At 58.1% G+C, this 26,985-nt stretch carries 17 protein-coding genes and 1 pseudogene; 7 read left to right on the top strand and 11 right to left on the bottom strand.

Going from position 1 to position 26,985, the window contains the following annotated elements; all coding sequences use genetic code 11:
* Window position 1: 1 nt before the first annotated feature.
* Genes FO268_RS09540 through tadA form a run of 3 tightly spaced genes read right to left on the bottom strand, consistent with a single transcriptional unit; the run spans window position 2 to window position 2,890 of the window.
* Window positions 2-1,345 carry a UDP-glucose dehydrogenase family protein gene (locus FO268_RS09540; RefSeq protein ID WP_150992329.1) on the bottom strand — a complete coding sequence of 448 codons (1,344 nt, stop codon included), beginning with the start codon at window positions 1,343-1,345 and terminating at the stop codon, window positions 2-4.
* Between the two features lie 51 nt (window positions 1,346-1,396).
* A complete protein-coding gene (gene galE / locus FO268_RS09535; RefSeq protein WP_150992327.1) occupies window positions 1,397-2,380 on the bottom strand; it encodes a UDP-glucose 4-epimerase GalE in 984 nt (327 codons plus the stop codon).
* 9 nt (window positions 2,381-2,389) lie between these two features.
* Window positions 2,390-2,890 carry a tRNA adenosine(34) deaminase TadA gene (tadA, locus tag FO268_RS09530; protein ID WP_150992325.1) on the bottom strand — a complete coding sequence of 167 codons (501 nt, stop codon included), beginning with the start codon at window positions 2,888-2,890 and terminating at the stop codon, window positions 2,390-2,392.
* A 239-nt stretch (window positions 2,891-3,129) separates the two neighbouring features.
* On the opposite strand from tadA, the gene FO268_RS09525 reads away from it, so the two are divergent.
* Both FO268_RS09525 and FO268_RS09520 read left to right on the top strand, forming a co-directional pair.
* Window positions 3,130-3,678, top strand: a complete 549-nt coding sequence (locus tag FO268_RS09525) for a hypothetical protein (RefSeq protein ID WP_202336596.1) — start codon at window positions 3,130-3,132, stop codon at window positions 3,676-3,678.
* 296 nt (window positions 3,679-3,974) lie between these two features.
* The gene (locus FO268_RS09520; protein ID WP_150992323.1) at window positions 3,975-4,520 is read left to right on the top strand and encodes a PRC-barrel domain-containing protein; all 546 of its coding nucleotides are present in this window, start codon (window positions 3,975-3,977) and stop codon (window positions 4,518-4,520) included.
* Between the two features lie 86 nt (window positions 4,521-4,606).
* Here the strand turns inward: FO268_RS09520 and FO268_RS09515 are convergent, their stop codons facing one another.
* Window positions 4,607-5,878 (bottom strand): DUF2254 domain-containing protein, encoded by a 1,272-nt coding sequence (locus FO268_RS09515; protein ID WP_225316571.1) that lies wholly within the window; start codon window positions 5,876-5,878, stop codon window positions 4,607-4,609.
* 94 nt (window positions 5,879-5,972) lie between these two features.
* On the opposite strand from FO268_RS09515, the gene FO268_RS09510 reads away from it, so the two are divergent.
* Window positions 5,973-6,740: a matrixin family metalloprotease gene (locus FO268_RS09510; RefSeq protein ID WP_202336593.1), complete on the top strand. Its 768-nt coding sequence runs from the start codon at window positions 5,973-5,975 to the stop codon at window positions 6,738-6,740.
* 6 nt (window positions 6,741-6,746) lie between these two features.
* Here FO268_RS09510 and FO268_RS09505 read toward each other — a convergent pair whose 3' ends face one another.
* The 4 genes from FO268_RS09505 to guaB all read right to left on the bottom strand — a co-directional run bounded on the left by FO268_RS09505 (window position 6,747) and on the right by guaB (window position 19,350).
* The gene (locus FO268_RS09505) at window positions 6,747-7,295 is read right to left on the bottom strand and encodes an outer membrane beta-barrel protein (RefSeq protein ID WP_202336586.1); all 549 of its coding nucleotides are present in this window, start codon (window positions 7,293-7,295) and stop codon (window positions 6,747-6,749) included.
* A gap of 161 nt (window positions 7,296-7,456) precedes the next feature.
* A complete protein-coding gene (locus tag FO268_RS09500; RefSeq protein WP_225316569.1) occupies window positions 7,457-16,012 on the bottom strand; it encodes a GH36-type glycosyl hydrolase domain-containing protein in 8,556 nt (2,851 codons plus the stop codon).
* 231 nt (window positions 16,013-16,243) lie between these two features.
* Window positions 16,244-17,821: a glutamine-hydrolyzing GMP synthase gene (guaA, locus tag FO268_RS09495; RefSeq protein ID WP_150992317.1), complete on the bottom strand. Its 1,578-nt coding sequence runs from the start codon at window positions 17,819-17,821 to the stop codon at window positions 16,244-16,246.
* Window positions 17,822-17,886: 65 nt separating this feature from the next.
* Window positions 17,887-19,350: an IMP dehydrogenase gene (guaB, locus tag FO268_RS09490; protein WP_150992315.1), complete on the bottom strand. Its 1,464-nt coding sequence runs from the start codon at window positions 19,348-19,350 to the stop codon at window positions 17,887-17,889.
* Window positions 19,351-19,541: 191 nt separating this feature from the next.
* Between guaB and xseA the strand changes: the two genes are divergently transcribed.
* The 3 genes and pseudogenes from xseA (at window position 19,542) to FO268_RS09475 (ending at window position 23,475) form a co-directional block, all read left to right on the top strand.
* Complete coding sequence (xseA, locus tag FO268_RS09485; protein WP_150992313.1) at window positions 19,542-20,921, top strand: exodeoxyribonuclease VII large subunit; 1,380 nt, start codon at window positions 19,542-19,544, stop codon at window positions 20,919-20,921.
* Window positions 20,922-21,014: 93 nt separating this feature from the next.
* Window positions 21,015-22,904 (top strand): annotated as a pseudogene (locus FO268_RS09480) (propionyl-CoA synthetase); the annotation flags it as partial.
* A gap of 358 nt (window positions 22,905-23,262) precedes the next feature.
* Window positions 23,263-23,475, top strand: coding sequence for a cold-shock protein (locus tag FO268_RS09475; protein WP_137434736.1), 213 nt, complete (start codon window positions 23,263-23,265; stop codon window positions 23,473-23,475).
* A 78-nt stretch (window positions 23,476-23,553) separates the two neighbouring features.
* On the opposite strand, the gene leuA is transcribed toward FO268_RS09475, so the two are convergent.
* Entirely contained in the window at window positions 23,554-25,254 is a 1,701-nt protein-coding gene (gene leuA / locus FO268_RS09470) for a 2-isopropylmalate synthase (RefSeq protein WP_150992309.1), read from the bottom strand.
* 145 nt (window positions 25,255-25,399) lie between these two features.
* Between leuA and FO268_RS09465 the strand changes: the two genes are divergently transcribed.
* Window positions 25,400-25,897: an Lrp/AsnC family transcriptional regulator gene (locus tag FO268_RS09465; RefSeq protein WP_150992307.1), complete on the top strand. Its 498-nt coding sequence runs from the start codon at window positions 25,400-25,402 to the stop codon at window positions 25,895-25,897.
* 4 nt (window positions 25,898-25,901) lie between these two features.
* On the opposite strand, the gene FO268_RS09460 is transcribed toward FO268_RS09465, so the two are convergent.
* Entirely contained in the window at window positions 25,902-26,516 is a 615-nt protein-coding gene (locus FO268_RS09460) for a TetR/AcrR family transcriptional regulator (protein WP_150992305.1), read from the bottom strand.
* A gap of 9 nt (window positions 26,517-26,525) precedes the next feature.
* The gene (locus tag FO268_RS09455; RefSeq protein WP_150992303.1) at window positions 26,526-26,954 is read right to left on the bottom strand and encodes a PaaI family thioesterase; all 429 of its coding nucleotides are present in this window, start codon (window positions 26,952-26,954) and stop codon (window positions 26,526-26,528) included.
* Window positions 26,955-26,985 lie beyond the last annotated feature (31 nt).

Below are 26,985 nucleotides of genomic sequence, written 5' to 3'. Positions count from 1 at the left end.
GTCAGCCTACGTGGAACTGGTTCCTGCCGCGGCCTATGGCGTAATAAATCATGCCATGGCGTTCCAGCATTTCCGGTTCGTACAGATTGCGTCCATCGAACACCACGGGCTCTTTCAGCGCCGCCGCGATTGCTTCAAAGTCTGGTGAGCGGAATTCCTTCCATTCGGTGCAGATGGTCAACACGTCCGCACCTTTCAGGGCTTGCTCTTTGGTACCGCACAGCGTCAGCCCCGGCTGATCACCGTAGATGCGCTGGGTCTCCTCCATCGCTTCCGGGTCAAAGGCCTGGACAGTGGCTCCTGCGTTCCAGAGATCCTCCATCAGGGTGCGGGCAGAGGCTTCACGCATATCATCGGTATTGGGCTTGAAGGCCAGCCCCCAGAGGGCCACCACCTTGCCTTTGAGATCGCCATTGAAATAGTGGCTGATCTTGTCAAACAGCACATGTTTCTGAGCGTTATTGACGGCCTCAACCGCGTTCAGCAGCCGCGAGTCGTAATCACAGTCCCTTGCAGTGCGCGCCAGCGCCTGGACGTCCTTCGGGAAACAGGAGCCGCCGTAGCCACAACCGGGATAGATAAAGTGATAACCAATGCGTGGGTCGGAGCCAATACCCCGGCGAACGTTTTCGATATCCGCACCAAGCCGTTCGGCAAGATTGGCAATTTCGTTCATGAAACTGATTTTGGTGGCCAGCATGGAGTTGGCGGCGTATTTGGTGAGCTCCGCGGAACGGATATCCATGAAGATCATGCGGTCGTGACTGCGGTTGAACGGGTAGTAAACCTCGTGCAGCAGTTCCATGGCGCGTTCACTGTCAGTGCCGATAATGATGCGGTCCGGCTTCATGAAGTCGTTGATGGCCGCGCCCTCTTTGAGGAACTCCGGGTTGGAGACCACATCGAACTCCAGCTCCAGACCACGCTTATCCAGCCCTGCCCGCACAGCGGCCTTGACCTTGTCCCCGGTACCGACGGGCACGGTGGACTTGTCGACAACCACCTTGTAATCGTCCATGTACTCGCCAATGGAACGGGCAACGGCCGTTACGTACTGCAGGTCGGCGGAGCCATCTTCATCCGGCGGTGTACCCACTGCGATAAATTGCAGAACACCATGGGCCACCGCTTCCTTGGTGTCTGTGGTGAAGGCCAGCCGACCCGCCTCTACGGTATGCCTGACAATGGATTCCAGACCAGGTTCGTAGATCGGGATATGGCCGTTCCTGAGCTTTTCAATCTTGCCCTGGTCCACGTCCATGCACAGCACATGATGGCCTACATCGGCAAGGCAGGCGCCGGTGACAAGACCAACGTAACCGGTACCAAAAATCGTAATTTTCATCCGTTAAAACCCTGATGTCTGTAATGTGTTTGAAGCGTCAAGAGGGCTGGATCAGCCCTGTTTGTCCTGCCAGATTTTCTCCCAGGACAGGGCGGTTTCGACAATGGTATCCAGATCGTCATAGTCCGGCTGCCAGCCAAGTACCTTTTTGATCCGTGAGTTGTCTGCCATCAGCGCTGCCGGGTCCCCTGCCCGCCGGCCGGATTCCGCTACCGGGAAGTCGTTGCCCGACTTGCGCTTCACCACGTCGATAACTTCACGGACGGTAAACCCGCGCCCGTAGCCGCAATTCAGTACCCGTGATTCACCACCATTCGCCATATAATCCAGTGCCATCACATGGGCTTTGGCCAGATCCTCAACATGGATATAATCGCGGATGCAGGTACCATCGCGAGTATCGTAATCGGTGCCGAATACGCTCATGCCATCGCGCTTACCGGTGACACATTCACAGGCCACCTTGATCAGGTGGGTAGCCTCAGGCGTTGCCTGCCCCAGCAGTCCCTCCGGATTTGCGCCGGCCACGTTAAAGTAGCGCAGAATAACGTAATTCAGGGACGACGCTGCTGCCAGATCCATGATCATCCGCTCACTCATCATCTTGGACGCGCCATAGGGATTTATGGGAGCGAGAGGAAGATCTTCGGTCAGTACGGTTTCTTCCGGCATACCGTAGACCGCCGCCGTGGACGAAAATACCATATACGGAACCTGATGCTGCTCAACTGCTTTCAGCAGGTTCAACGTATTTCTGGTGTTATTGCTGTAATACTTGAGGGGGTTTTCGACCGATTCCGGCACAATGATATTGGCGGCAAAATGCAGTACAGCCTCAAAGCGATGCTGACTGAAAAGCTCGGCGACAGCCGCTTCATCTGACAGGTCACCCACCACCAGTTCACCGCAGGTGACCGCCCAGCGATAGCCGGTGGACAGGTTATCGAATACAACGATGTCGTGGCCGGCCTGGCCCAGTTGACGAACTACGTGGCTGCCTATATACCCGGCTCCGCCGGTTACCAGAACTTTCATAATCGGTAATCACTCCTTCCCTGACAATAATTGCCTGCGGCGACGATTGTCGGCCCGCCGCCGTGCGAAAAAAACACTGATGATATCACTACACCGGTTAGCCAGAACGCCACTAACGGATTCAACACGCCAGTTCAGGTGGTCCTCCTCAAGCGTTCGCCGGGCGGACTCCACCGCACCGGCTTTCGGCTCAGCAGCACCATAAACAAGACGACTGACGCGACTGTGCACGATAGCGCCCACGCACATGGTACAAGGCTCAAGGGTGACGTAAAGCGTGGCACCCGGCAACCGGTAATTTCCGACACGGCGGGCGGCATCCCGCAGCGCTCGGATTTCGGCGTGGGCTGTAGGGTCGCATCCGCTGATAGGGGCGTTGAAACCGGTTCCGATTTCCTTACCGTCGAGCACGACAACCGCGCCCACCGGAACCTCCCCTGCAGCAGCGGCCTGCTCTGCCAATTGCAATGCTCGGCCCATCCAGGCCTCATCCTCGCTGTTACCCGTCATCGTTACCCGCCCGTTCTGAATCGGCGGTGATTTTCCCCTGACTGGCATCCCCGTGCAAGCAATGTACCTGGTGGCGCCAACGCCGAGCCTTGCAGGGCCCTAAGAAGCACCTATACTACCTCTATAAGGAATGAGCCCAGGCTGGCAGTCGCAGCAATCGTCACGCCGCAGATCATTCCGCGTCAACGCAGTAACGGCGCATCTAATGCAATCTGTACAATGAAAGCAAGGAGCTTCTCATGATCAGATCCAATACTGCAGCAATGACTTTTTGTATTCTTGGAGCGCTGCCTATGGCAGTAGCCGCCCAATCGCCGGATTTCGGTCCAACAGAAGGCGAGCGCGAATTCTCTCTCTCAGGAACCGGCAGCAGCGACCGGGATTTCGACAGCAGCAGCATCGGCTTAACGGGCGATCTTGGCTGGTATCTGTCGGACAAAATGGTTGCCGGCATCCGGCAAAGCGCCAATTACGCCGACATTCAGGGTGAAGACGTCTCAGATGATTTCTGGAATGGCTCAACCCGGGCCTACCTCAACCATCATTTCCTTGAAAATCGTGCCCGGCCTTTCCTCGGGGCCAGCCTCGGCGGAATCTACGGGGATGGTGTCAAGGACAGCGCCTTTGCCGGCCTGGAAACCGGCGTCAAGTATTACGTTCGATCAAAGACATTTATCCTCGGCCGCGTCGAGTATCAGTTCCTGTTCGACGACACCGATGATGCTACCGACGCGTTTCAGGATGATGGAATCTGGGCCTATACCGTAGGTCTTGGCTACCACTTCTGAAGCTGGTTAGCACGCTGACCGAAAGGGAGGATGCCGGAGCCATCAGCAAGTCGAGTGCGATGGCTCCGCTCCCCTCCGGGCCACCGGCCAGGATGGGAGCTTTCCCAGGACTTCCTGACACCAGCAACCTGACAGACCGGCTATGATGGTCTATCTTTAAGGTTCATCCTGAATTCCACTTCTCGTGGCGATTCAGTGACCTTCCTGAAATTGACGCTGGGGAAGGAAAGCTGTGATGAAGCGGCGAAAAATGGACATTTTGTCCGATGATCGAACCCGATTCGCAGGAGGATCCTATGAATAAGCTACATGCACTCGCATTCTATGGGCTGGTCGCACCGGCCATAACCCTGGGTTCAGGTGCCGTGTTCGGCGCCGAAACCGGCAGCGAGACCAAGGACGCGGGAGAGCAAAGCATGGGTCAGGATGCTGGCGCGGCTAATCAGAGCTCTCAACAAAGCCAGAATGCCACCCAGCCCAGCCAAAACGAGAATGCGCAAAGTGCCGCGAAAGCAGACAATCAGTCTGGCATGAAAAATCAGGGCTACATGGCCTCTGCTCCGGCTAACGGCATGCAGGCCAGCGAGTTGATCGGTACTGACCTCAAAACCAGTGGCGACGAAAGTGTAGGCGAGATCGGCGACCTGATTATTGACCAGAATGGTCAAGTGGTGGCTGTTGTAGTCAGCGTCGGCGGATTCCTGGGTATGGGCGAGAAACACGTAGCCATCAACTGGGATGATGTACAAATGTCAAGCAGTCCTGATGGCCAGGACCTGCGTGTTGACATTACTCGTGAGGAGCTTGAGTCAGCACCGGGTTACGAAAAACAGGAAAACTGAAAGCCAGCACCACCCTTTAATATCAGGGTGGAATGAGTTAACAGCAGGGGCCGATGCCCCTGCTGTTTTGGTTTGGCTTCCCGAGTCTAGGGTGCCGAAAACGCAGCGGCCCTGCGTACAGCCTCGATATCATCTTCAAGTGACATAGCACACTCCGCGCGTGCCAGCGCCATGCGGCTATGCTTTTTAGCGGCCGCAGCCATCGCATGATCTCCTGTCTCAGCCAATGCAAAGAATGCTTTTTGCAACCGGATGGAAACTTCTACCATCCCTGCGCCGTCACGGGCCATAGCCGTAAAGGCGTCTTCGAACAGGTCGTCGATCACCAGCTCCGGTACTGCCACACGGTTATAGATGACCTTCCGCGGGCTGCCTTTTTCAAGCGGGGAATGCCAAAGAGTGAACAGCCGCACCATGGTACCGATAACATTGATCGCCGTTCCCGGGTCATTGATACCAGGCGACAAGGCTTTGTCGGCGATCTCGGAAAGCGCGAGAAGACCGAAGCGGGGATCATCTTCGAAGGTGCGGCTTGAACTAATCGTGAATGCGCTGGCAAAGGCCTCCGGCCTGAAAACTTCGTCCGCCTCAGCACCTTTCTCAACATGCAGAAGCGGGGAGCATGTGCTGACAAATTTTCCAGGTAATGCCGCCACACTCACCCGGCAATTGAGTGCTTCAGCACAGGACTGTAACGTCTCCATATCAATGTGCTGAACGTAACCAACCACTGTAGATAATACGGGAACGCCCGTTTCTCCTGCCCGCTGCTTCACGACTTTCAATGCGCCCAGTGTTGGCGCGCGCCGGCGACGATCCAGTGCGTCACCGGCTGCCGCTTCTGCTTTCTCAATAGTGTTCACCACCCTGCCTAGCCGGGCAATTCTGTCTACCCAGCGAACGAAAGTGACAATGACTACGGCAAACACCAGAAGAGTAAGCACGAAGATCGAAAAGCGGCCAGCAGAGCCGAACAGGTGGTTCTGAACAGCGATCAACGAAACAATACTGAAGATAAAAGCGCCAATAAAAGCAGACAATGCATTCTGGGTAACATCATCGGCAATAACCAACGGTATGGAACGAGGCGTGGTGCCCTGACTGGCAGAGGCATAAGCAGCCACCATCGATCCAACTGCGAAGGTCGCAATAACCAACATGCTGGAAGCCATTATAGACAATAGGGTCTCGACAGATTCCAGAGTGACCTCAGGTAATAGCCCTGAAAGGCCTGCACCATCGGCAAGCCCGGCAATAAAGGCACCACCGACGGAAAGTACGCAAAGCATCAGTGGCTTGACCCACAGACGCTCTTTGATGCGGCTGAGCACAAAGCGCAGCCTGTCGGCGCTAAACATTGTTGATAAGGCCCTCATTGCATGCTCCGGTAAGTAAACAATCCATTACCAAACTACAACCGATATATCCACTGCGTACCAGTACTCTGCCGTAATGAATCGACTCCTGGTATCGCTGGTACGCTCCGCTCAGTTCGGGTATATCACAAAAGCTCTCATAGTGGCCTTTTTCCTGTCACTGGCGCTTCCGTTGCATGCCGCTGATAGAGCTGACGGATATCGGCTACTGGAGCTGGAAGGCTACAAGGTCAAGTGGGGCGAGCGAAAATTGGGCGTGGGAGCAAGCATAAGCTACGCCTTCGCTGATGAGACAATGCGGTTCGAGGAGGCGCGCAACTGCGGTGTTCTGGTGCCGATGAAGACGCTCTCTGGACAAGATCTCCCGTTTGAAACATTGGAGCGGGAAACGGCCGCTGCGTTTCGGGTCTGGGAGCGAGCAGCCGACCTGTCATTCCATCGGGTTGCGAACGCCATTGAGGCAGATATTATCCTCGGTGCTCAAGGGGAACCCCGCATGCGGGCATTTGCCAACGTGTCCTTCGCGCCCGAAGAGGAAGAAGGTGTGCGCACCATCCGTCAGTCACTTGTGTGCCTGAATCCCGAGCAGAAGTGGAAGGTCGGGTTTGGCGGCGACAAAGAGGTGTACGACATCCGCTACACGCTGATTCATGAGATTGGCCACGCCATCGGCCTGGACCACCCCGGTCCATCCGGTCAGGTGATGGGATTTCGCTACACTGAAGCCTTCCCCGGGCTTCAGCCCGGGGATCTGCTTGGCATCCGCCGTCTCTATGGGCGTGGTGCCAGTGGTAACCAACTTGCCGATGGCCCAGAGGCCCACCTCTTCAAATCAGTACCCTGACATGGCTCAGAAGTTGTAGCCCAGACCCACCGTGTAGGCCCAGATGCCATCATCCTGAAACGCGTCGGTAGCATCATCGGTGTCGCTGAACAGGAACTGGTACTCGGCGCGGGCGAGGAAGAAAGTCTTCGTCAGCACGTAGTACCTTATACCCGTTTCCAGGCCGGCAAAGGCACTGTCCTTGACACCGTCACCGTAGATCCCGCCAAGGCTGGCACCAACGAAGGGCCGGGCACGGTCTTCCAGGAACTGATGGTTGAGGTAACCACGGGTAGAGCCGTTCCAGAAGTCATCCGAGACGCCTTCGCCTTCGATATCGGCGTAACTGATGCTTTGCCTTACGCCGGCAACCATGTTGTCCCGCAGGTACCAGCCCAGATCGCCGGTCACGCCGAAGCTGCCGCTATTGAAGTCCCGGTCGTTACTGCCGGTGCCCGAGATGGAGAATTCCCGCTCACCCTCTTTGGGGCCGAACTCTGAGGATTGTGCAACTGCCGCCATTGGCAGTGCACCGAGAAGACAGAAAGTGATGGCCGCAGTGTTGATTCTGATCATAGGACATTCCTTACTCGCGTTTCCGTAATGCGCCGTTTCGTACCTGGCGCGGATCGTGGCGAGACGGCTACTACGGCATTCAGCCGACGCGAACGCACACCTGTAGAATCGGCGAACAGACACCTGACTGTCTGTTCGGCAACGCACACAGGGCGCCGCTGTTACGCCCCTCCCAGGTCTACCTCGACAAAGTGCTCCTGGCGGTCATCGATCAGCGGAATGCGCATATCAGGCCGTCCGGCTCCATCAACGCTCACGCTTGTTACCTGCTGTGATGGTCCCCCGGTGCGTCGGACGTTAATATGGTAAACAGTCTCACGAAAACGATAATGAACCCTGTAGCCATCCCAATCGACCGGCACACAGGGCTCGATGCGTAGATGGTCCACTTCGAGCCGCAGCCCCAGAAGCGTTTCCACGGTAAGCCTGTACATCCAGCCTGCGGCACCGGTGTACCAGGTCCAGCCGCCGCGGCCGATGTGCGGCGAAACCCCGTAGATGTCGGCACACATGACATAGGGCTCGACCTTGTAGTGCTCTATGGCTTCAGGCGTACTGCCGTGGTTCACAGGATTGAGCATGTCGAACAATTCCCATGCGCGCTCGGTGTCACCCTGCATGGCGAATGCCATCGTGGTCCAGATCGCGGCGTGGCTGTATTGGCCGCCGTTCTCGCGAACGCCAGGAATGTATCCCTTGATATACCCCGGCTCCAGATCTGATTTGTCAAAGGGCGGGTCGAGCAGCTGGATGATCTTCTTCTCGCGTCGCACCAGGCGCTCGTCTACAGCCATCATCGCCTGTCTGGCCCTCAGCGTATCTCCGCCTCCCGAGATAACCGACCAGCTCTGGCTGATTGAATCGATCTGGCATTCATCGTTGCTGGCCGAACCCAGCGGAGTGCCGTCGTCAAACCAGGCGCGCCGGTACCAGGCACCATCCCAGGCATGGCGCTCGATATTACTGCGAAGGGTTGTCGCCTCTGCGTTGCACAGGTCGGCAAATTCCTGTTCATCGCGGTCACGAGCCAGCTCAGCAAACAGTTCGAGATTCTCAACGAGAAACCAGGCCAGCCACACGCTCTCACCGCGGCCATCCTTGCCGACCAGATTCATACCGTCATTCCAGTCGCCGCAGCCCATCAGCGGTAAATGATGGGGGCCGAAGCGCAGCCCGTACTTGAGCGCACGCACGCAGTGCTCATACAGGCTAGCCGCCTCGGGCGAGCGCTGTGGCTGGTCGTAGTAGGCTTCCTCTTCCGCATATAACTCCCGCCCCTCCAGGAAATGAATGGACTCGTCAAGCACACCAGTATCTCCAGTGGCCAGAACATAACGACAAGTGGCATACGGGAGCCAGAGATAGTCGTCAGAAAAATGGGTGCGCACGCCCTGTCCGCTGGGCGGGTGCCACCAGTGCTGTACGTCACCTTTGAGAAACTGGCGACCGGCATGCCGGACCAGTTGCTCACGGGCCAGCCATGGCGTCGCATGAATCAGCGCCATGGTGTCCTGCAACTGGTCGCGGAAACCGTAAGCCCCGCCGGACTGGTAGTATCCGCTTCGTCCCCAAAGCCTGCAGGACAGCGTCTGGTATACTAGCCAGCCATTAGCCAACACGTTCAGTGCCACATCGGGCGTGTCGACGCTGACGGCTCCCAAAGTATGGTTCCAGTGCTCCCATACTGACTCCAGGGCCTGGCGCGCGCCGGCCTGTCCGCCGAACTGCTGGATGAGATGGCGCGCTTCATCGGCGTTGGCGGCTGCTCCGAACACAAACACAACCTCCCGTTCCTGGCCCGCATCGAGTTCGATCGCGGTCTGGATGGCTGTGCAGGGATCGAGCCCCGCGCCGGTTCGACCCGACAGACGCTTCCGGCGCATCGCCGCCGGGCTGGCCAGGGTGCCGTTGCGGCCAATGAATTCGGTGCGGTTTCCGCTCACCGACCGTTCTCGCTCGCTGGTCTGCGCAAACACCACCCGATTACCACATTCGCGACCATAGGCATTGCGGGCGAACAGGGCGCCAGTATGCAAATCGGTTTCCGTAACAATGTGCATCAGGTTAGCGTGCCGCCACTCCCCCATTACCAGTTCCCAATACCCCGTGAGTGAGAGGCGACGGGCACGCTTCGACTGATTGCGCAGTTTGACCACCAGGAACTTCACCGGGGCATCCATGGCGACATAGGTGAACAGTTGGGAAGCGATCTCGGCCTCAAAGTGCTCGAACACGCTGTAGCCGAAACCATGCCGACAGACATAGCCGGAGCGGCCGCGAGCAGGCAGCGGCGTCGGCGACCAGTACTCACCGGTTTCCTCGTCGCGGATGTAGAGCGCTTCTCCGCTGCTGTCGGAGATCGGGTCGTTGTACCAAGGGGTAAGGCGGAACTCATGCGCATTTTCCACCCATGTGTAGGCACTGCCGCTCTCACTGACGACAGTGCCTATGTGAGGGCTGGCGATCACGTTAGCCCAGGATGCCGGCGTAGTCTCTCCCGGTTCGAGGGTAACGACGTATTCGTGCCCGTCGGGGGTAAAGCCGCCAACGCCATTGCTGAAAATCAGCTCGCGCGGCTGCAGCGGATACACAGTTTCGGCACGCGTTGGCTGGGAAGGCTTGAACAGGTCTGATGGACGTCCTGGCGAAACCCGGCGATCCACCTGCTCGATCAGGGTCTCGGCAGTGTCGCTGAAGACAATGCGGGCTACGGTTTGCAGCAGCACACGCTCATCCTCGGTAAGCTCTTCGGCCCGGCGCACGAAGATCCCGCCCGGTTTATCGATTACCTGCGCTTCGGGTCCAGCATTGATCAGCCCCATGATCAAATCCTGTAGCTCCGCCCGATAGCCTGAGAAACCTTCGTTGACGATCACCAGGTCTGCAGCCAGGCCCTTCATTCGCCAATAGGCGTGTGCCTGTACCACCTGCTTGACCAGATCGATGCGGTTGAGGTCTCCGATGAACAGCAGGACGATGGGCAGATCCCCCGAAATCGCAAAGCGCCAAAGTCCTGACTGCCCCAACTGATTGCGAGCGATGATGTCCGGCGCCGCACGGCGCAGGGCATTGCCGTAAATGACCGAGTTGGCCAGGCGGCCAAATTTCTGGGCATCGGCTTCGGTTGCGTTAAGGTGTCGTAATACCTCCTGGCTCTGGAACCAGGCCATCTCGAACGCGCGCTCGACGAAGTGGCGGTCACAGTATTTCTCGAGCAGAATCAGTGCAGCCTCGCGCGTCTCCGCAACACCGGAAATAATCTGAACTCTTGCCGATTCATCCGGGGTCAGGGTCACCGTGCTGCGGATTGCCACGCATGGGTCAAGCACCGCCCCCTGAGTGTTCGACAAGGTTGATGAGCGGCCTTCGCTGTCCATCACCACCGGATTGGCGGCCGTGCGACCGCGGCCTATAAATATAAAGCGGGCCCGGTCAGTCTCACAGGAGGGCTTATCGGTCACAGAACCTGGCACGGCCAGCAGGTGAAACATCCATGGCACCTGCTCGCCCGGTGTGCGGGGGCGTCGTGTACAGAGGATTGCCCGCCGCCCGGGCAGGATTTCAGTCTGCACGAAGAGGTTGCTGAACGAGCGATGTGCCAGGTCCGCGTTGAGGGGCGCCAGAACCACTTCAGCAAAGCTTGTCACTTCAATATGGCGGGTGCGAGACGACTGGTTGGTAAGCTTGACGCGCCTAATTTCGACATCATCTTCCGGGGAAACGCTGAGCTCAGTATGTGCTTCGATTAAATGGTCGCGCCGCCGGTATTCAGCGCGGCCCTGTACAAAGATCGCTTCGTAATGGTCGGCCGGGCGCAGGGTGGGCTGGTGCGCAGTCGACCAGTATGTTCCGCTGTCGCGGTCGCGCAGGTAGACAAAGGTGCCCCAGTTGTCGGAAGTGGCGTCCTCCCGCCAGCGGGTGACCGCGAGGTCACCCCAGCGGCTGGTGCTGCCGCCAGCATGAGTGGCCATCACGTGATAACGGCCGTTCGACAGCAGATGAACTTCGGGGAGTCGGGTGTCCGTGTCCGTAAAGACGCGCATCGTTGCGCCGGCTTCTGCACTGGGCGGGCGCGCCGCGGCGCTGGCTTCGGCTGCGTGGGGGTGCAGGGTTTCCCCTCGCTTCGGCACCCGCTCCTGCAGCAGCAGTTCGGTTGCTCGCGCGAGGGGGTCGGACATGAAGCGTCGCTGCATCGGCTGGTGGAGCAAAACATGGGCAAAGGCCAGGAGGCTCATGCCCTGGTGATGTGCCATGAATGTCTGCACGATGGCGTGCGACTTGCCACGGGGGACACGTGTGGGCGTGTAGTCGATCGCCTCGTAAAAGCCGTAGGCGGCAAGAAAATCCTGATCAGCCAGCGCCTGCAGATTACGGCAGGCTTCCCGCGGCATCACCGTTAGTGCCAGTGCGCTAGCGTAGGGTGCGATCACAATGTCGTCGCCCAGCCCACGCTTGAGGCCAAGGCCAGGTACCCCGAAAGCCCGGTACTGATAAACCTGATCAAAGTCGGTGGCGTTATAGCAGGATTCGGAAATCCCCCAGGGTACCGCGCGTTGACGGCCGTATTCGATCTGGCGCGCCACTGCAGCCTTGCAGGTTTGCTCCAGCAGCGTTCTCGCATAACTGGGCATTATCAGCTGAGGCATCAGGTATTCGAACATCGAGCCGCTCCACGAAATCAGGCTGACGTCGCCACCATGACTGGTCAGCAAGCGGCCGAGCGTGAACCAGTGCTTCTGCGGCACCTGCCCCTGTGCGATAAGCAGGAAGCTGGCCAGGCGAGCTTCCGAAGCCAGGAGGTCATAGCAGGCAGGATCGCGGCGGCGCTCACTGACGTCGTAGCCGATAGTCAGCAGGCCTCGTTCACTATCGTAAAGAAACTCGAAATCCATTTTTGCCAGATCCTGGCAACGGGTCATCAGGTCATCGATGAGGTCGAGCTGTGCCTGCGCGCCAGCTCTATCGGTGCGGCGATTTGTGGCGGCAAGTTCCACCCGGGTCGGAAGCCCACTGCCCTGCCACGATTCGGGCACCAGCTCACCAAGTTCATTGCGAAGCGCACGGAATTGCTCGTCGAACGCCCGCGCCCAGTAAACCAGTTCGCCATCAATACCGACATCCTCCGACAGCCAGGGAAACAGTGCCCTCTCGGCGCGCGCAATCTGATCCAGTGCGCTGACGGCGGCAGCCTGAGTCAGCGGCTGCCCCTTGAGTGTGAGGTCGCGCAGGGTGTCTTGAAGCGCGCGGATGTGGTTGCCCAGTTCGGAGGCAGACGAGACAGGCAGCTGTTCGGCCAATACTTGCAGGGTGTCCTGCAGGCCGTGCAATGCAATGAGCGACAGCACCGGCTGGTCTTTCAGCTCGGCCAGCCCAGCCTGAAGGGTAATAAGGCTGCCGACCAGGTTGCCGCTGTCTACCGAGGAGACGTATCGCGGTTGCAGTGGCTGCAGCGTTCGGGTGTCATACCAGTTGTAAAAATGGCCGCGATAGCGTTCCAGCTGCTCCATTGTGCGGAGTGTATTGTCGATGCGCTGCAGACACTCCCCCACTGTTATATAACCGAAATCGACCGCAGCCAGGTCGGCCAGAACTGACATGCCGATGTTGGTAGGTGAGGTGCGCGACGCGATGGTCGGCGCAGGATAGACCTGGAAATTGTCAGGCGGCAGCCAGTTGTCGTCCGGGCCGACGAAGTCAGCAAAGTAGCGCCAGGTGCGGCGGGCCGCAGTGCGCAGAAATACTTGTTGCTCACTGCTCAAGTCGGGACTGGCGGTAACCAGCGGCCGGCTGATCCACCAGCCAACAACGGGCGACACCAGCCACAGCAGCAAGATTGGGCCTGCGACGAGCCCCGCCGCCCATGTGCTTCCGACCACGACCAGGGCTACGCCCACCGCCACTGCAAGTACCGGCGCAATCCACATTTCCAGGATAAAGTCGGTCAGTGACCTGCAGGCGTTGCGGCGTTCGTAGCCGGGCAATTGCCACATCAACAGGCCACGACGTGTGAACGGCATGCGCGCGCCTGAGCGCCAGATCGCCCCCAGAACAATTCGAGTGTCATAGGGCAAGAAGACCAGGGTCAGGAGAGCAAGCGCAATCGGACGGCCGGCAGATTTTCCGGTCAGGCTCAGGTGTAGCAACCATTCAGATTCATCCGGCTTGCGAATCAGCTCAATCAGGGTGGAGAGCATGGGGGGCAGGAATACCACCATGATGACCAGCAGCGTCCACACCCACACGGGGTTCGGACCAAAAAGCCAGCCCCCTACCAAAAGGGCAAGCAGCGCTGGCGCCACCAGGCTGCGTCGCAGGTTGTCGAAAATCTTCCACAGCGACAGCGCTGACAGCGGATTTGCCTGCCGTTTCGACCTAACTCCATTAAGGCCCGGTGGTCCCGGCACGCGCGGCAGCAGCCAGCCGGCAAGCTGCCAATCACCGCGAATCCATCGGTGGCGCCGGCTGGACTCGGCGGCAATACTGGCCGGTTGCTCCTCAATGAGGTCAACATCGGTGACGAGGCCCGAACGCGCGTAGCCGCTTTCCAGCAGGTCGTGACTGAGGATGAGGTTCTCCGGAAAGCGTCCATCAACGGCCTGACGAAACGCATCGACATCGTAGATACCCTTACCGATGAACGAACCTTCCCCGAACAGATCCTGGTATACATCCGACACTTCGCGCGTGTAGGGGTCGATGCCCGAGTCACCCCCGAACAGTCTGGAAAAACGAGACTGGCCTGCGCTGGTCAGGCTGATCGGAGCACGGGGCTGCAGGATGGCATAGCCTTCTACGATCCGCCCCCTGGTGTCATCGTAAACCGGCCGGTTGAGTGGATGCGCCAGGTTGCCGACCAGAGTGTGCGCAGCATCGCGGGGCAATTGCGTATCGGTGTCCAGGGTGATGACGTACTGGATCGAAGCAAGGATGGCCTGATCGCCGACGATCTCCGAGAAAGCGGTGTCTGCCCCGCCCCGGAGCAGGGCGTTGAACTGCTCGAGCTTGCCGCGCTTGCGCTCGTAGCCCATCCACACCCGCTCGAACGGGTTCCACACTCTTGGCCGGTGAAAAAGATAGAAAATGCAGGGGCGGTCATCGCGATAGGTTTCGTTAAGTGCTTCTACCGCTGCGCGCGCGTACGCAAGCAAAGCCGCATCTTGCGGCAGTGTTTGCTCGGGCGCATCGGGGAAATCTGTCAGCAGGGCGAAGTTCAGATTGGGGTCCCGATTGCCCAGATAGCGTATCTCCAGGGCTTCGATCAGATGATCGACCTCCCGCCGACTGCCGAGCAACGTGGGGACCACAACCATGGTGCGGTGGGCATCGGGAATACCCTTTGAGAAATCCAGCCGTGGTAATGCACGGGGTGGCAACAACAGCGTGACCGCCAGGTTAACCAGCGCGACCGCCAGCGCTGAGGCACTGATCATGGCCGTGATTGCAATGAACCAGTAGCGCCAGTCAGTAGGCGCGAGCCCATCAAGCAAATAAAGCACGCCAGCCGTTGTGAGCAACGTCAGTAACAGGATCACGCCGAGATAGAGTGGCAGACGGAAAGGCTGGCTCGCGCGTTTCATGCGGGTTGTAAACGACGGGCAGCAGCTGACCGAACGCTCCAGATGCGGGCGCCCCCGGTCGATCAGGTAGTAGCCTACATGCGCGCAACGGTCTTGCCGGCCCTGCTGCGCGGCAGCCGCCTGCGCAAGAACAATGGCTTCCCGGGCCACCGCCGCTTCGTCACTGCCGCTGCCCCGCGCCACATCCTCAATAACATGCCGGTAACGGTCCCGGGTGGCGAAATCCTGGCGGGCGTGCATGCCTGACGGGTCTTCGCAGAGGGTCTTTTCGACGACACTGAGCGACTCAACGTAATGCTTCCAGTCCATGGCGCCGATGAAGCGAAGGCTGCCGATGCTGTTGGCGATGGATATCTGGTTCGCCGCAGCCGTCCGCCCGGCCGCCTCCGACAACCTCGTTGCGGTGGTGCCCTGCTCAAGCAATTTCTGTTCGACCCAGGTTTGCACGAAGGCCATGGCGGGCCCCTGCGCCTGAAGCCGGTCATAAAACTCTTCCACGAACGACGCGGTCAGCGGTACATCGGCATGGGCAAACTCGGCCAGCAAATGGATCAGTTGCTTGGGTTCACTTTCTGCCGCGTCGAGCATGCGGTCCGCCCACCTGATGGCGGCGTCGCGCTCTTCGCGCCGTTGGGCGATGCGTACGCCGACGCGGCGCAGATTTTCCAGCAGCGCCAGCTTCAGCATGATGGGGAAGGCCCACAACTCGCCCAATTTCAGAGGTTCGACGGTCTGGTAGGCAGCGATGAACTGGGTGACGTTGTCGGTGTCGACCCGACCATCCATGTGGGAGATCAGCTCCAGAGCCAGGTCGTAAATGCGGGGGAAACCGACCGATTGGCCATCGGCCAGGCGCGGCAACTGCCGGCTGTAACCACGCGGAAGATGGCGCCTCGCCAAGCCCATCTGCTGCTCGATCAGATAAAAGTTGTCGAGCAGCCAGGCTTCGGTCGGCGCAATCCGCTGCCCCGCCGTTACCGCGGCTGTGACGACGTCGTAGGCCTCCAGCAAAACGCGTGCGTTGTCTGCCAGACGAGGCAGCAACCTGTCCGCTCCCGGGCTCGGATCAATTCGATGCTGTCCTGCCAGGATGACCGCATGACGCTTCAGTTGCTCAACGCTGAACAACTCCGCGCGCAACAACTCGGTATCCCGGTTATGACGAAGCCCGTTCCCTTTGCGTACCCAAAACCTGAACGCTTTGATGGTTATCGCTCCCTGTTAACCCTTTGATTGGTCAGGGCAGCCCTGGCCATATTGCCGGTATTTACCGAAAATACAGGTCCCAGTGCTTGCGATACTTCAGCCTTCGTGGTTTATTCGGTCACGCTCAAGTGTAGTTGTCCATTGCGGTCAGTGCCACATGCGCTGCTATTCCCACTCAATAGTGGCAGGTGGCTTGGAAGAGACATCGTAGGTTACCCGGGATACGCCTTCGATTTCGTTGATGATGCGGTTCGACACTGTTTCCAGCAACTCGTAAGGCAGATGTGCCCACCGCGCTGTCATGAAATCAATAGTTTCTACCGCCCGCAACGCAATCACGTACTCGTAACGGCGCGCATCGCCAACAACACCGACAGACTTCACCGGCAGGAAAACCGCGAAAGCCTGGCTGGTCTTGTGGTAGAAGTCGGCACGATGCAGCTCCTCCAGGAAGATGGCGTCGGCCCGACGGAGGATTTCGGCATACTCTTTCTTTACCTCGCCCAGAATCCGTACACCCAGGCCCGGCCCCGGGAAGGGGTGGCGATAAACCATGTCATAAGGCAGGCCCAGTTCAAGGCCGATGCGACGCACTTCATCCTTGAAAAGCTCCCGCAATGGCTCCACCAGCTTCATTTTCATGGTTTCCGGCAGACCGCCCACATTATGGTGGGATTTGATGACATGGGCCTTACCGGTCTTGGAGGCGGCGGATTCGATCACGTCCGGGTAGATGGTCCCCTGGGCCAACCAGTTCACATCCCGGATATTGGCAGCTTCTTCGTCGAACACGTCGATAAAGGTATTGCCAATGATCTTGCGCTTTTTCTCGGGGTCATCAACACCCTTGAGCTTGGACAGGAACAGGTCTTCCGCATCCACGCGGATAACCTTGACGCCCATGTTGCTGGCGAACATGTCCATTACCTGGTCGCCTTCGTGCAGGCGCAGCAGCCCATTGTCCACGAACACGCAGGTTAACTGATCGCCAATGGCTTTGTGCAGCAGCGCTGCGGTAACAGAGGAGTCAACACCACCAGAAAGTCCGAGCAGTACCTTGTCTTCGCCTACCTGATTGCGAATCTGCTGGACAGCATCATCCACGATCTTGGCTGGTGTCCACAGCGCCTCACACTGGCAAACATTGAGTACAAAGTGTTCCAGAATGCGCTTGCCCTGCAGGGTATGGGTCACTTCCGGGTGAAACTGCACACCATATAGATTACGGCTGAGATCCTGCATGGCAGCAATCGGCGCACTTTCGGTGGATGCCAGCAACTCGAAGCCCTCAGGCATGACCACAACCTTGTCACCGTGACTCATCCAGACGTCCAGCAGGGAATCACCGGTGGCCGTCAGGTGATCAGTAATATCCTGAAGCAAAGGCCCCTTCGCTCGCACCTTGACCTGGGCATACCCGAACTCCCGTTTCTCGGAACTGGCCACCCGGCCCCCCAGCTGCTCGGCCATGGTTTGCATGCCGTAACAGATACCAAGTACCGGGATGCCTTTCTCGAACAGCCCTTTGGGCGCCCGGGGGCCACCCAGCTTGGTGACAGATTCCGGACCACCAGCCAGAATGATGCCTTTGGGGTTGAAATCGCTGAGCTCCGGATCGGTAATATCGAAGGCCTTGATCTCACAATAGACACCGATCTCCCGAACGCGGCGTGCGATGAGCTGGGTGTACTGGGAGCCAAAATCGAGAATCAGAATACGGTGGTCGTGGATGTTGTGGGCCATGAAATCCTCGGATCAGAAAGAAAAAGCGCGGCTCATACCCTTGGCCGCGCCTGGAACGACAATAATCAGCCGATACGGTAGTTGGGAGCTTCCTTGGTGATCGTCACGTCGTGGACGTGGCTCTCGCGCATGCCCGCGTTTGTTATGCGAACAAATTCGGGCTTGGTACGCATTTGTTCCATGGTGGCGCACCCCGTATACCCCATGGATGCCCGAAGGCCACCCATAAGCTGATGGACAATGTTCCGCATTGGCCCCTTGCAGGCCACTCGGCCTTCAATGCCCTCAGGCACCAGTTTCTCAATACCCTTGCTGGCATCCTGGAAGTACCGGTCACTGGAGCCCTGCCCCATGGCGCCGATCGACCCCATACCCCGGTAGGCCTTGTAGCTGCGGCCCTGGTAAAGCTCAACTTCTCCCGGGGCTTCGTCAGTCCCGGCCAGCAGGCTACCAATCATTACGCTGTAGGCTCCGGCTGCAATGGCCTTGGAAATATCACCGGAGAAACGGACACCGCCGTCAGCAATCACCGGTATGCCACGGTCTTTCAGTGCCGCCGCCACGTTGGATACGGCGGTGATCTGGGGAACACCGATACCGGCAACAATACGGGTAGTGCAGATGGAGCCGGGACCAATACCCACCTTGACGGCATCAGCACCGGCATCCGCCAGGTCAATAGCCGCCTGGGAGGTGGCAATGTTGCCACCAATCACCTGCACTTCCGGGTAGTTGTCTTTGATCCACCGAACCCGGTCAAGCACCCCTTTGGAATGGCCGTGAGCAGTATCCACCACAATCACGTCAACCCCGGCCTCAACCAGTGCCGCAACCCTGGCATCAGTATCAGCACCGGTTCCTACCGCTGCGCCAGCACGGAGACGGCCTTGATCATCTTTACACGCCAGCGGGTAATCCTTGGCTTTCTGGATGTCCTTTACGGTGATCAGGCCTCTTAACTCGAACTCCTCGTTGACCACCAGCACCTTTTCAATGCGGTGGCGGTGGAGCAGCTCCTTGACGTCTTCCAGGTCTGCCCCTTCCTTGACGGTTACCAGCTTGTCCTTTCCGGTCATAATCTCGGAAACCGGTGTATCCAGGCGGCTTTCAAACCGGATGTCACGACCGGTCACGATACCCACCAGATCACGGCCATCCACTACCGGGAGTCCGGAAATATTGTTCGCCATGGTAATGTCGACCAGCTCGCGAACGGTGGTCTCCGGTGTTACGGTGATCGGATCCTTCACCACCCCGCTTTCGAATTTCTTTACCTTACGGACCGCTGCGGCCTGCTGCTCTACCGACATGCTCTTGTGCATGATGCCGATGCCGCCCTCCTGGGCCATTGAGATAGCCAGATCCGCTTCGGTAACGGTATCCATGGCCGCCGACACCAGAGGAATATTAAGCTTGATACCTTTGGTCAATTGCGTCTGCAGGTTGACCTGATGAGGAAGGACCTCTGAACGTCCTGGAACGAGCAGTACATCGTCAAAGGTGAGGGCTTCTTCGGCAATTCGCAGCATTGGGATCCGCCTTTTGAACATGCTAGATTGGAGGATTGCGGCGCCACACCCGAGGGGATGTAACAAAGCAAAATCCTTAATCGACCTATTATAAATGGGCCGTGGTTGACAGTAAACCAGCGTTGTTTGACCGCCGGGTTGCATCTTTTTGAATTTTCGTTATTTTTACCCTCCATTTTCGGCTTGTGCGTATGCATCAACACGGAGCGCCTCCCTTGGACAGCGGTTTTCAGGATTCCCGGCCACGGGCACTGAGTGTCAGCGAACTGAATCACCAGGCTCGCCATCTGCTTGAGGCCAGTTTCATGCAGGTCTGGGTTGAAGGGGAGCTGTCGGGCCTTTCCCGCCCTTCCTCCGGCCACTGGTATTTTTCCCTCAAGGACCGCAAGTGCCAGATCCGCTGCGCCATGTTCCGGGGCTTCAATCAACGTGTTAAGGAGGTCCCGAAAGAAGGCGAACAGGTGCGTATCCGCGGCAAGGTCACGCTCTATGAGAACCGGGGCGACTTCCAGATTATTGTCGAGCACATCGAACCGGCCGGCCTGGGGGCACTGCAACAGGCTTTCGAGGAACTGAAACGGAAACTGCAACAGGAAGGGTTGTTTGATGCGGACCGCAAGAAACCTCTGCCGACAACGCCTCGGCATATAGGAGTGGTCACCTCGCCCACCGGCGCGGCTATCCACGACATTCTCACCGTGCTCGCGAGGCGGTGCCCCGCCATACCGGTCACCCTCTACCCTACGGCGGTTCAGGGCAAGGCTGCCACTGCCGACATCGTTCGCGCCATAGACCGGGCTGCCCGCCACGGCGTTGCCGACGTTCTGATTATCGGCCGTGGGGGTGGCTCCCTGGAAGATCTCTGGTGTTTTAATGAAGAAGCCGTGGCGCGGGCAATAGCGCAATGCCCGCTGCCAACCGTCAGCGCGGTCGGTCACGAAGTGGATATCACGATTGCCGATTTCGTGGCCGATCTGCGCGCGCCCACGCCATCGGCCGCCGCCGAAAAAGTTTCCCCGGATCAGAACGACTGGCTGCGCCAGCTCCGGGAGCGCGAACTGCGACTGGCCGGGGCCGCCAGCCGTGCCCTCAAGCGCATGGAGACCCGGCTGGAGCACCTCTCCGCCCGGCTGCGTGATCCACGCCGGGAACTGATGGAAAAAGCCCAGCGCATGGACGAACTGGACCTGCGGCTTCACACGGCCATCACACAACGGGTTGAACGCGACAGGGTCAGAGCCGCCCATCTTGGGCAACGCCTGGCAATGCAGTCCCCAGCCAGGCGGCTCAGCGACAGCCAGGCCAGTGTCAGCCAGCTTGTTGACCGACTGGTCCGGGCGGCAAAGGAAACCATCCTGCGTCGGCGCGAGCGCCTGGAGCACATGGGCCAGACACTCCACGTCGTCAGCCCGCTGGCCACCCTTGGCCGGGGCTACGCGATCGTCCAGCAGCAGAACGGTGACATTGTCCGTCATGCCGACCGGGTCAGGCCGGGTGAAAAAATAACTGCCCGGGTTGCCAGCGGGCAGCTCGAAGCAAACGTGATTTCAGTCAATTCCGGCGACCAATAATCGCAAAAAAGACAGAAAGTTAGCCTATGGTCTAGTAGTCCTGCACCTCAAACCGCTTACAGTTGTGAGAAACGCCCCACACAACAACAACTCTACGAGGTGGATGTTATGGACTACCACTCCGAATTCAGGCAATCCATCGACCGGCCTGAGGAATTCTGGCGCGAGAAAGCGTCTGCCATTGACTGGATTGAACCGCCCAAGACCATCTGGACACCAACCGATAACGGACATGGCCAGTGGTTCCCGGACGGTGTCCTGAACACCTCGGATGTTGCTCTTGACGCCAACATCCGTGCCGGTCGCGGTGAGCAGAAAGCTCTGATTTACGACTCCCCCGTTACCGGCACCACCCAGTCCTACACCTATAATGAACTTACCCGTGCCGTGGCCACCTTTGCCGGTGTGCTTCAGGATCGGGGTATTACCAAGGGTGACCGGGTAATCATCTACATGCCCATGGTGCCGGAAGCCGTGATTGCCATGCTTGGCTGTGCGCGCATTGGCGCCATCCATTCGGTGGTTTTTGGAGGCTTTGCCGCACACGAACTGGCGGTTCGTATCAACGATGCCACACCCAAGGCTCTCATTACTGCCTCTTGCGGTATCGAAGTGAAGAAGGTTATTGAGTACAAACCGCTGGTGGACAAGGCGATAGAGCAGGCAGACCATAAACCGGAATGCTGCATTGTTTTCCAGCGGCCACAGGTGCGAGCTGAACTCACGAACGGCCGGGATTTTGACTGGAGCGAGCTCATGGCCCAGGCCAACCCCGTCGACCCGGTACCGGTAAAAGCCACCGACCCGCTGTATATCCTCTACACTTCCGGCACCACCGGTAAGCCCAAAGGCGTTGTCCGGGATAACGGTGGCCACGCAGTGGCGCTGCGCTACAGTATGCAACTGGTTTACGACGCCAGCCCTGGCGACGTTTACTGGGCGGCCTCGGATGTAGGCTGGGTGGTTGGTCACAGCTACATTGTTTACGCGCCCCTGTTCGCCGGGTGCACAACCATCCTTTACGAAGGCAAGCCGGTCAAAACACCGGACGCCGGCGCGTTCTGGCGTGTTGTCCAGGACCACGGCGTCAAACTGCTGTTTACAGCGCCTACGGCGTTCCGCGCGGTTCGAAAGGAAGACCCCGAAGCCGATCAGCTGTCGCGATACGACATCAGCTCACTGAAACGTATCTTCCTGGCCGGGGAACGACTGGACCCTCCTACTTACGAATGGCTCAAGGAACACACCCGCCTGCCAATCCTTGACCACTGGTGGCAGACCGAGACCGGCTGGGCCATCTGTTGCAATCCGGTGGGCATCGAAATGATGCAGACAAAACCGGGGTCTGCCACGGTACCCTCACCCGGCTACAACGTGCAGGTGGTGGATATGGAGGGCAGCCAGGTTCCCGCTGGCGAGCAGGGCCAGATTGCTGTCAGGTTGCCCTTGCCACCGGGTTGCATGACCACCGTGTGGGGCGATGACGCCCGCTTCCGCAAGACCTATCTGGACCCCATCCAGGGCTTCTACAGTTCCGGAGATGGTGGCTATATCGATGACGACGGCTATGTGTTTGTCATGGGGCGGACCGACGATGTCATCAATGTGGCCGGGCACCGGCTTTCAACCGGCGAAATGGAAGAAGTTGTTGCCTCACACCCCGCGATTGCCGAATGCTGTGTGGTAGGCGCCCACGATGAAATGAAAGGTCAGATTCCGATTGGCCTGGTACTGATCAAGGACGGAGCAACCATCGATCATGACGAGCTTGAAGACGAACTGATCGAGATGGTTCGTGAGAAGATTGGTGCCATAGCCTGCTTCCGCAGGGCTCTGGTGGTGGACCGGTTGCCAAAAACGCGGTCTGGCAAGATTCTGCGCCGGGTCATCCGCCAGATTGCAGATGGTGAGGAATACGCTGTGCCCAGCACCATTGATGATCCGGCGATACTGGAAGAAATCAGCCAGCAATTCAAACACTGAAACAACCCGCGATCGCCACGCATTGTCACCAACCGGAGCCTGTCAACTGGCAAAGCTTCGGTTTGGTGACAAGCTTATTACAACTTGTTGTTTTTGCGGCTTAAAAAACTTGAATAAAGTATTAAAAAAAGCGTTGACGGACTCCCAGCTCGGTCTATACTGAAAATGCTGTGAAAATACAGCGGTATTTTGTGAATGCGTTTCAACGTCCTGCCGAAGTGCTCTTCGTTGCCCCTTTCCTCAGTACTTTCTGGATTTTTGCAGCATCGGTAATCCGGCGCGGTAACCCAACAGGGGACCCGACAAGAGTGCCGACGGTCCCGTGAGGGCAAAAATCTCGGAAATACAGGAAAGATCAATGTCAGATGATACAAAAACAGGCCACGTGAAGTGGTTTAACGAGTCAAAGGGCTTTGGCTTCATCGCCCAGGACGGTGGCAGCGACGTATTCGTCCACTACAGTGCAATTAACTCCAGCGGATTCCGCACCCTGACCGAAGGCCAGCAGGTGCAGTTTACCGTTACACAGGGACCGAAAGGCCCCCAGGCGGAAAACGTAACCCCGGTCTGAGGTTTACGCGACCCCGCCCTATGCCCCTCACGGGCACAGGGAATATGAAAAAGCCGGCCAACGCCGGCTTTTTCTTTTTCAGGCCCCTTCTTCCAACGCCTCTTCATTGCCAACCCTGTGCTTGCGATCCGCACCCACCATCTGGGCAACTGCCGAAAACAGAGCCTGGAGCGTAGCAGACGTGGTGTCCTCCGCCAGGGCCGCCGCGCTGCAGTGCTGGCCGTTAACGGTCACCCGGATGCACGCCAGCGCATTGGCGTTGGTGCCTTCGCCCAGTGCAAATTCATCGTAGGCCTCGACCGCCAGCGACACACCATATTCTGCCTCAAGCGCCGCTGAAACCGCCTCCACCGCACCAAGCCCGTGCCCCTTAAGGGTGACGGGATCCTCCGCCGTGCCAATACTGACGGTGGCGGTAACGCCTTCGTCATCCCGGTGGAGGTCGTAGGACCTCAGCTCCCAGGCTTCGATCACCTTCAGGTACCGCTCTTCGAACAGCCAGTGAATGGTCAGCGAGTCGATTTCCCCGCCGTTGGTTTCCGCCTCGTGCTGCACCAGCTTGCTGAATTCGATCTGCAGCCAGCGTGGCAGGCTGATGTTGTAGTCTCTCTCGAGAACATAGGCAACACCACCTTTGCCGGACTGGCTGTTGATGCGGACTACCTCTTCATAGCGGCGACCGAGATCCCGCGGATCAATTGGCAGGTAAGCCACATGCCAGGTCTCTCCGTCCTTGCGCTTGCTCAGGCACTTGCGGATCGCATCTTGGTGACTGCCAGAAAAAGCGGTGAACACAAGTTCACCTGCATAGGGGTGTCGTGGATGGGTGGATATTTCGGTACAGGCTTCCACCACGTCGGTAATTTCTGCCATGCACGAAAGGTCTACGGTTGGGTCCACACCTTGTGAATAGAGGTTCATGGCCATGGTCACCAGGTCCATATTGCCAGTGCGCTCACCGTTGCCCATCAAAGTGCCCTCCACCCGATCAGCCCCGGCCATGACGGCCAGTTCGGCGGCAGCCACACCGCAGCCACGATCGTTGTGAGTGTGAACACTGATGCTGATGTGCTCACGGTAGCGGATATGGTCGCAAATCCACTCGATCTGGTCGGCGAACACGTTCGGCGTGGCCATTTCCACGGTGGCTGGCAGGTTGATCACTACCGGCTGGCCCTGGTCGGGACGCCACACATCATTGACTGCATCAATCACTTCTGCGGCGTAGTCCAGCTCGGTGCCTGTAAAGCTCTCCGGTGAATACTGGAAGGTCCACTCGGTATCCGGGTATTGTTCAGCGTGAGCCTTGACCAAACGGGCCCCGTTCACGGCTATATCCCTGACACCGGCCCGATCCATGCCAAACACCTGCTCGCGCTGGACCGTGGACGTTGAGTTATATACGTGCACGATGGCCTTGCGAGCGCCCTTCATGGCCTCGTAGGTGCGCTCAATCAGCTCTGGCCGGGCCTGGGTCAGTACCTGAATGTGGACGTCGTCGGGAATCCTGTCCTCTTCGATAAGCTTGCGGCAAAAGTCGAAATCCGGCTGGCTTGCGGCTGGAAAGCCGATTTCGATTTCCTTGAATCCCAGCTTCACCAGTAACTCGAACATCCGCTGCTTCTGGGCCACCGACATGGGCTTCACCAGCGCCTGATTGCCATCCCGAAGGTCCACGGCACAAAAGCGCGGTGCGCGGGTAATGACTTTATCGGGCCAGCGACGATCGGTTTTCGCCACCGGTGTGAACGCAACATATTTACGGTGATCAAAGGCCATTTGGGTGATTCCTTGCTGTTCAGACTGGAAACTATTGACTGTAAAACAGGATAGCGCGGCATTTGGGGAAAATGATTGCTTTTTTGCCTATCGAAGCGAGAGAATAGCTATATTATTCTATTTTATGCAACGGAAACGGCATTTTATGTCAACCACAGCAAAATCACTCGTTAAAATCGACAGGATTGACCGTAATATTCTCGAACAATTGCAGCAGGACGGTTCCCTGACCAATCAGGAACTGGCGGACAAAGTAGGTCTTTCACCTTCCCCTTGCCTGCGACGGGTTCGCGCACTTGAGGAAGCCGGGGTTATTGTCCGGCAAGTAACGATTCTCGACCATAAGAAGCTGGGGCTATCGTTAACCGCAATCATCCTGATCGGAATGGACCGCCATACGCCTGAGCGCTTCGATGCCTTCGAGAAGCAGGTGGGTGAGTACCCGGAAGTACAGGAATGCTATCTGATCACAGGCCAGGATGCCGACTACATGCTGAAAGTTGTGGTACCGGACATGGATCACTATCACCACTTTCTGCTCAATCGCATCACCCGCATTCAGGGCGTCAGCGGCGTGCACTCAAGTTTCGTGCTGAGACGGGTGATTGACAGTACGGCATTGCCCCTGGGGTATCTTTCCTGACCTGCTACCGGACCAGCTCAGCCAGATAGGCGCGCGCCATATTCTTGAGTTCGCTGACCATCAGGCGGGCCTGTTGCTCCGGCAGTGTAGCCGCAAGACGGAGGACTGTACCGACAGAGCGTGGCAGCATCAGACACGCCGTCCAGCGCCGCGCGTCCGGAACATGAGGGCACTCCCTCTTGAGGCGGGCATCCATATCGCGGGCATGGCTGTATAGCTCCCGGATATCCAGCTCTCTCAATTCCGGCATGGATTCCACGCCACTCCAGATCGCGGAGTACGCCGGCTCGGTCCGATAGAATTCGTAAAACTGGTCAACCAGCACATCCACCGCTTCCATAAGATCCAGGGTTTCGAGCCGGTGTCTCAACGCTGACTCCATCCTGCTCACATGGTCCTCGGCAATGGCCTTCACAATGGCGGTCTTGTTGGGGAAGTAACGATAGAGAGAAGCCAGTGACATACCGGACTGACGGGCAATAGCAGACATGCTGGTGGCATCAACACCGACCTCATGAAAGATCGACGCTGCATGCCTGAGGATGCTTTCAACCCGCTCCCGGCTTCGCGCCTGCACTGGCTGACGGCGGGGTGTCACATTGGTCGATTCTTCGGTCATATCCCTTCTTCAGTCGCAGTTATAGGGTAAAGCATAGCTGCCAGTAACGTGGGCGACCAGTTGCTGGTCATTCCCTTCCCCGGACAGCAGTCGGACTTCACAGAACGCAATCCGCCTCCCCATGCGCAGAACGGTGGCCTCGCCGATCAGATCGGCCGGCGCCGGCTTATGCAGAAAGTTAATGGACAGGTTGCTGGTTACCGCCATTTCCACCTTGCCGAGAGCGGCCATCACGGCCGCATACATCGACGCATCCGCCAGGGCCATCTGGACCGGGCCGGACAGGGTGCCCCCAGGGCGGATCAGCCGCTCCGAGAAAATCAGGCGGGTGCGGGCATAGCCCTCGTTTCCGGCCTCGTCGACAGTAAAACCGATATCTTCCGCCATGGGCACTCCGGCGCGTATGACTGCTTCCACTTCCGCCGCGGTGAGGGTCATTCACTACTCTCCCTTTGTCCATCTGTACCTT

Source organism: Marinobacter denitrificans (assembly GCF_008795955.1).
GTDB classification, from domain to species: Bacteria; Pseudomonadota; Gammaproteobacteria; order Pseudomonadales; family Oleiphilaceae; genus Marinobacter; species Marinobacter denitrificans.
The sequence above is the reverse complement of the archived record's forward strand: the minus strand, read 5'-3'. Positions and strand labels throughout refer to the sequence as shown.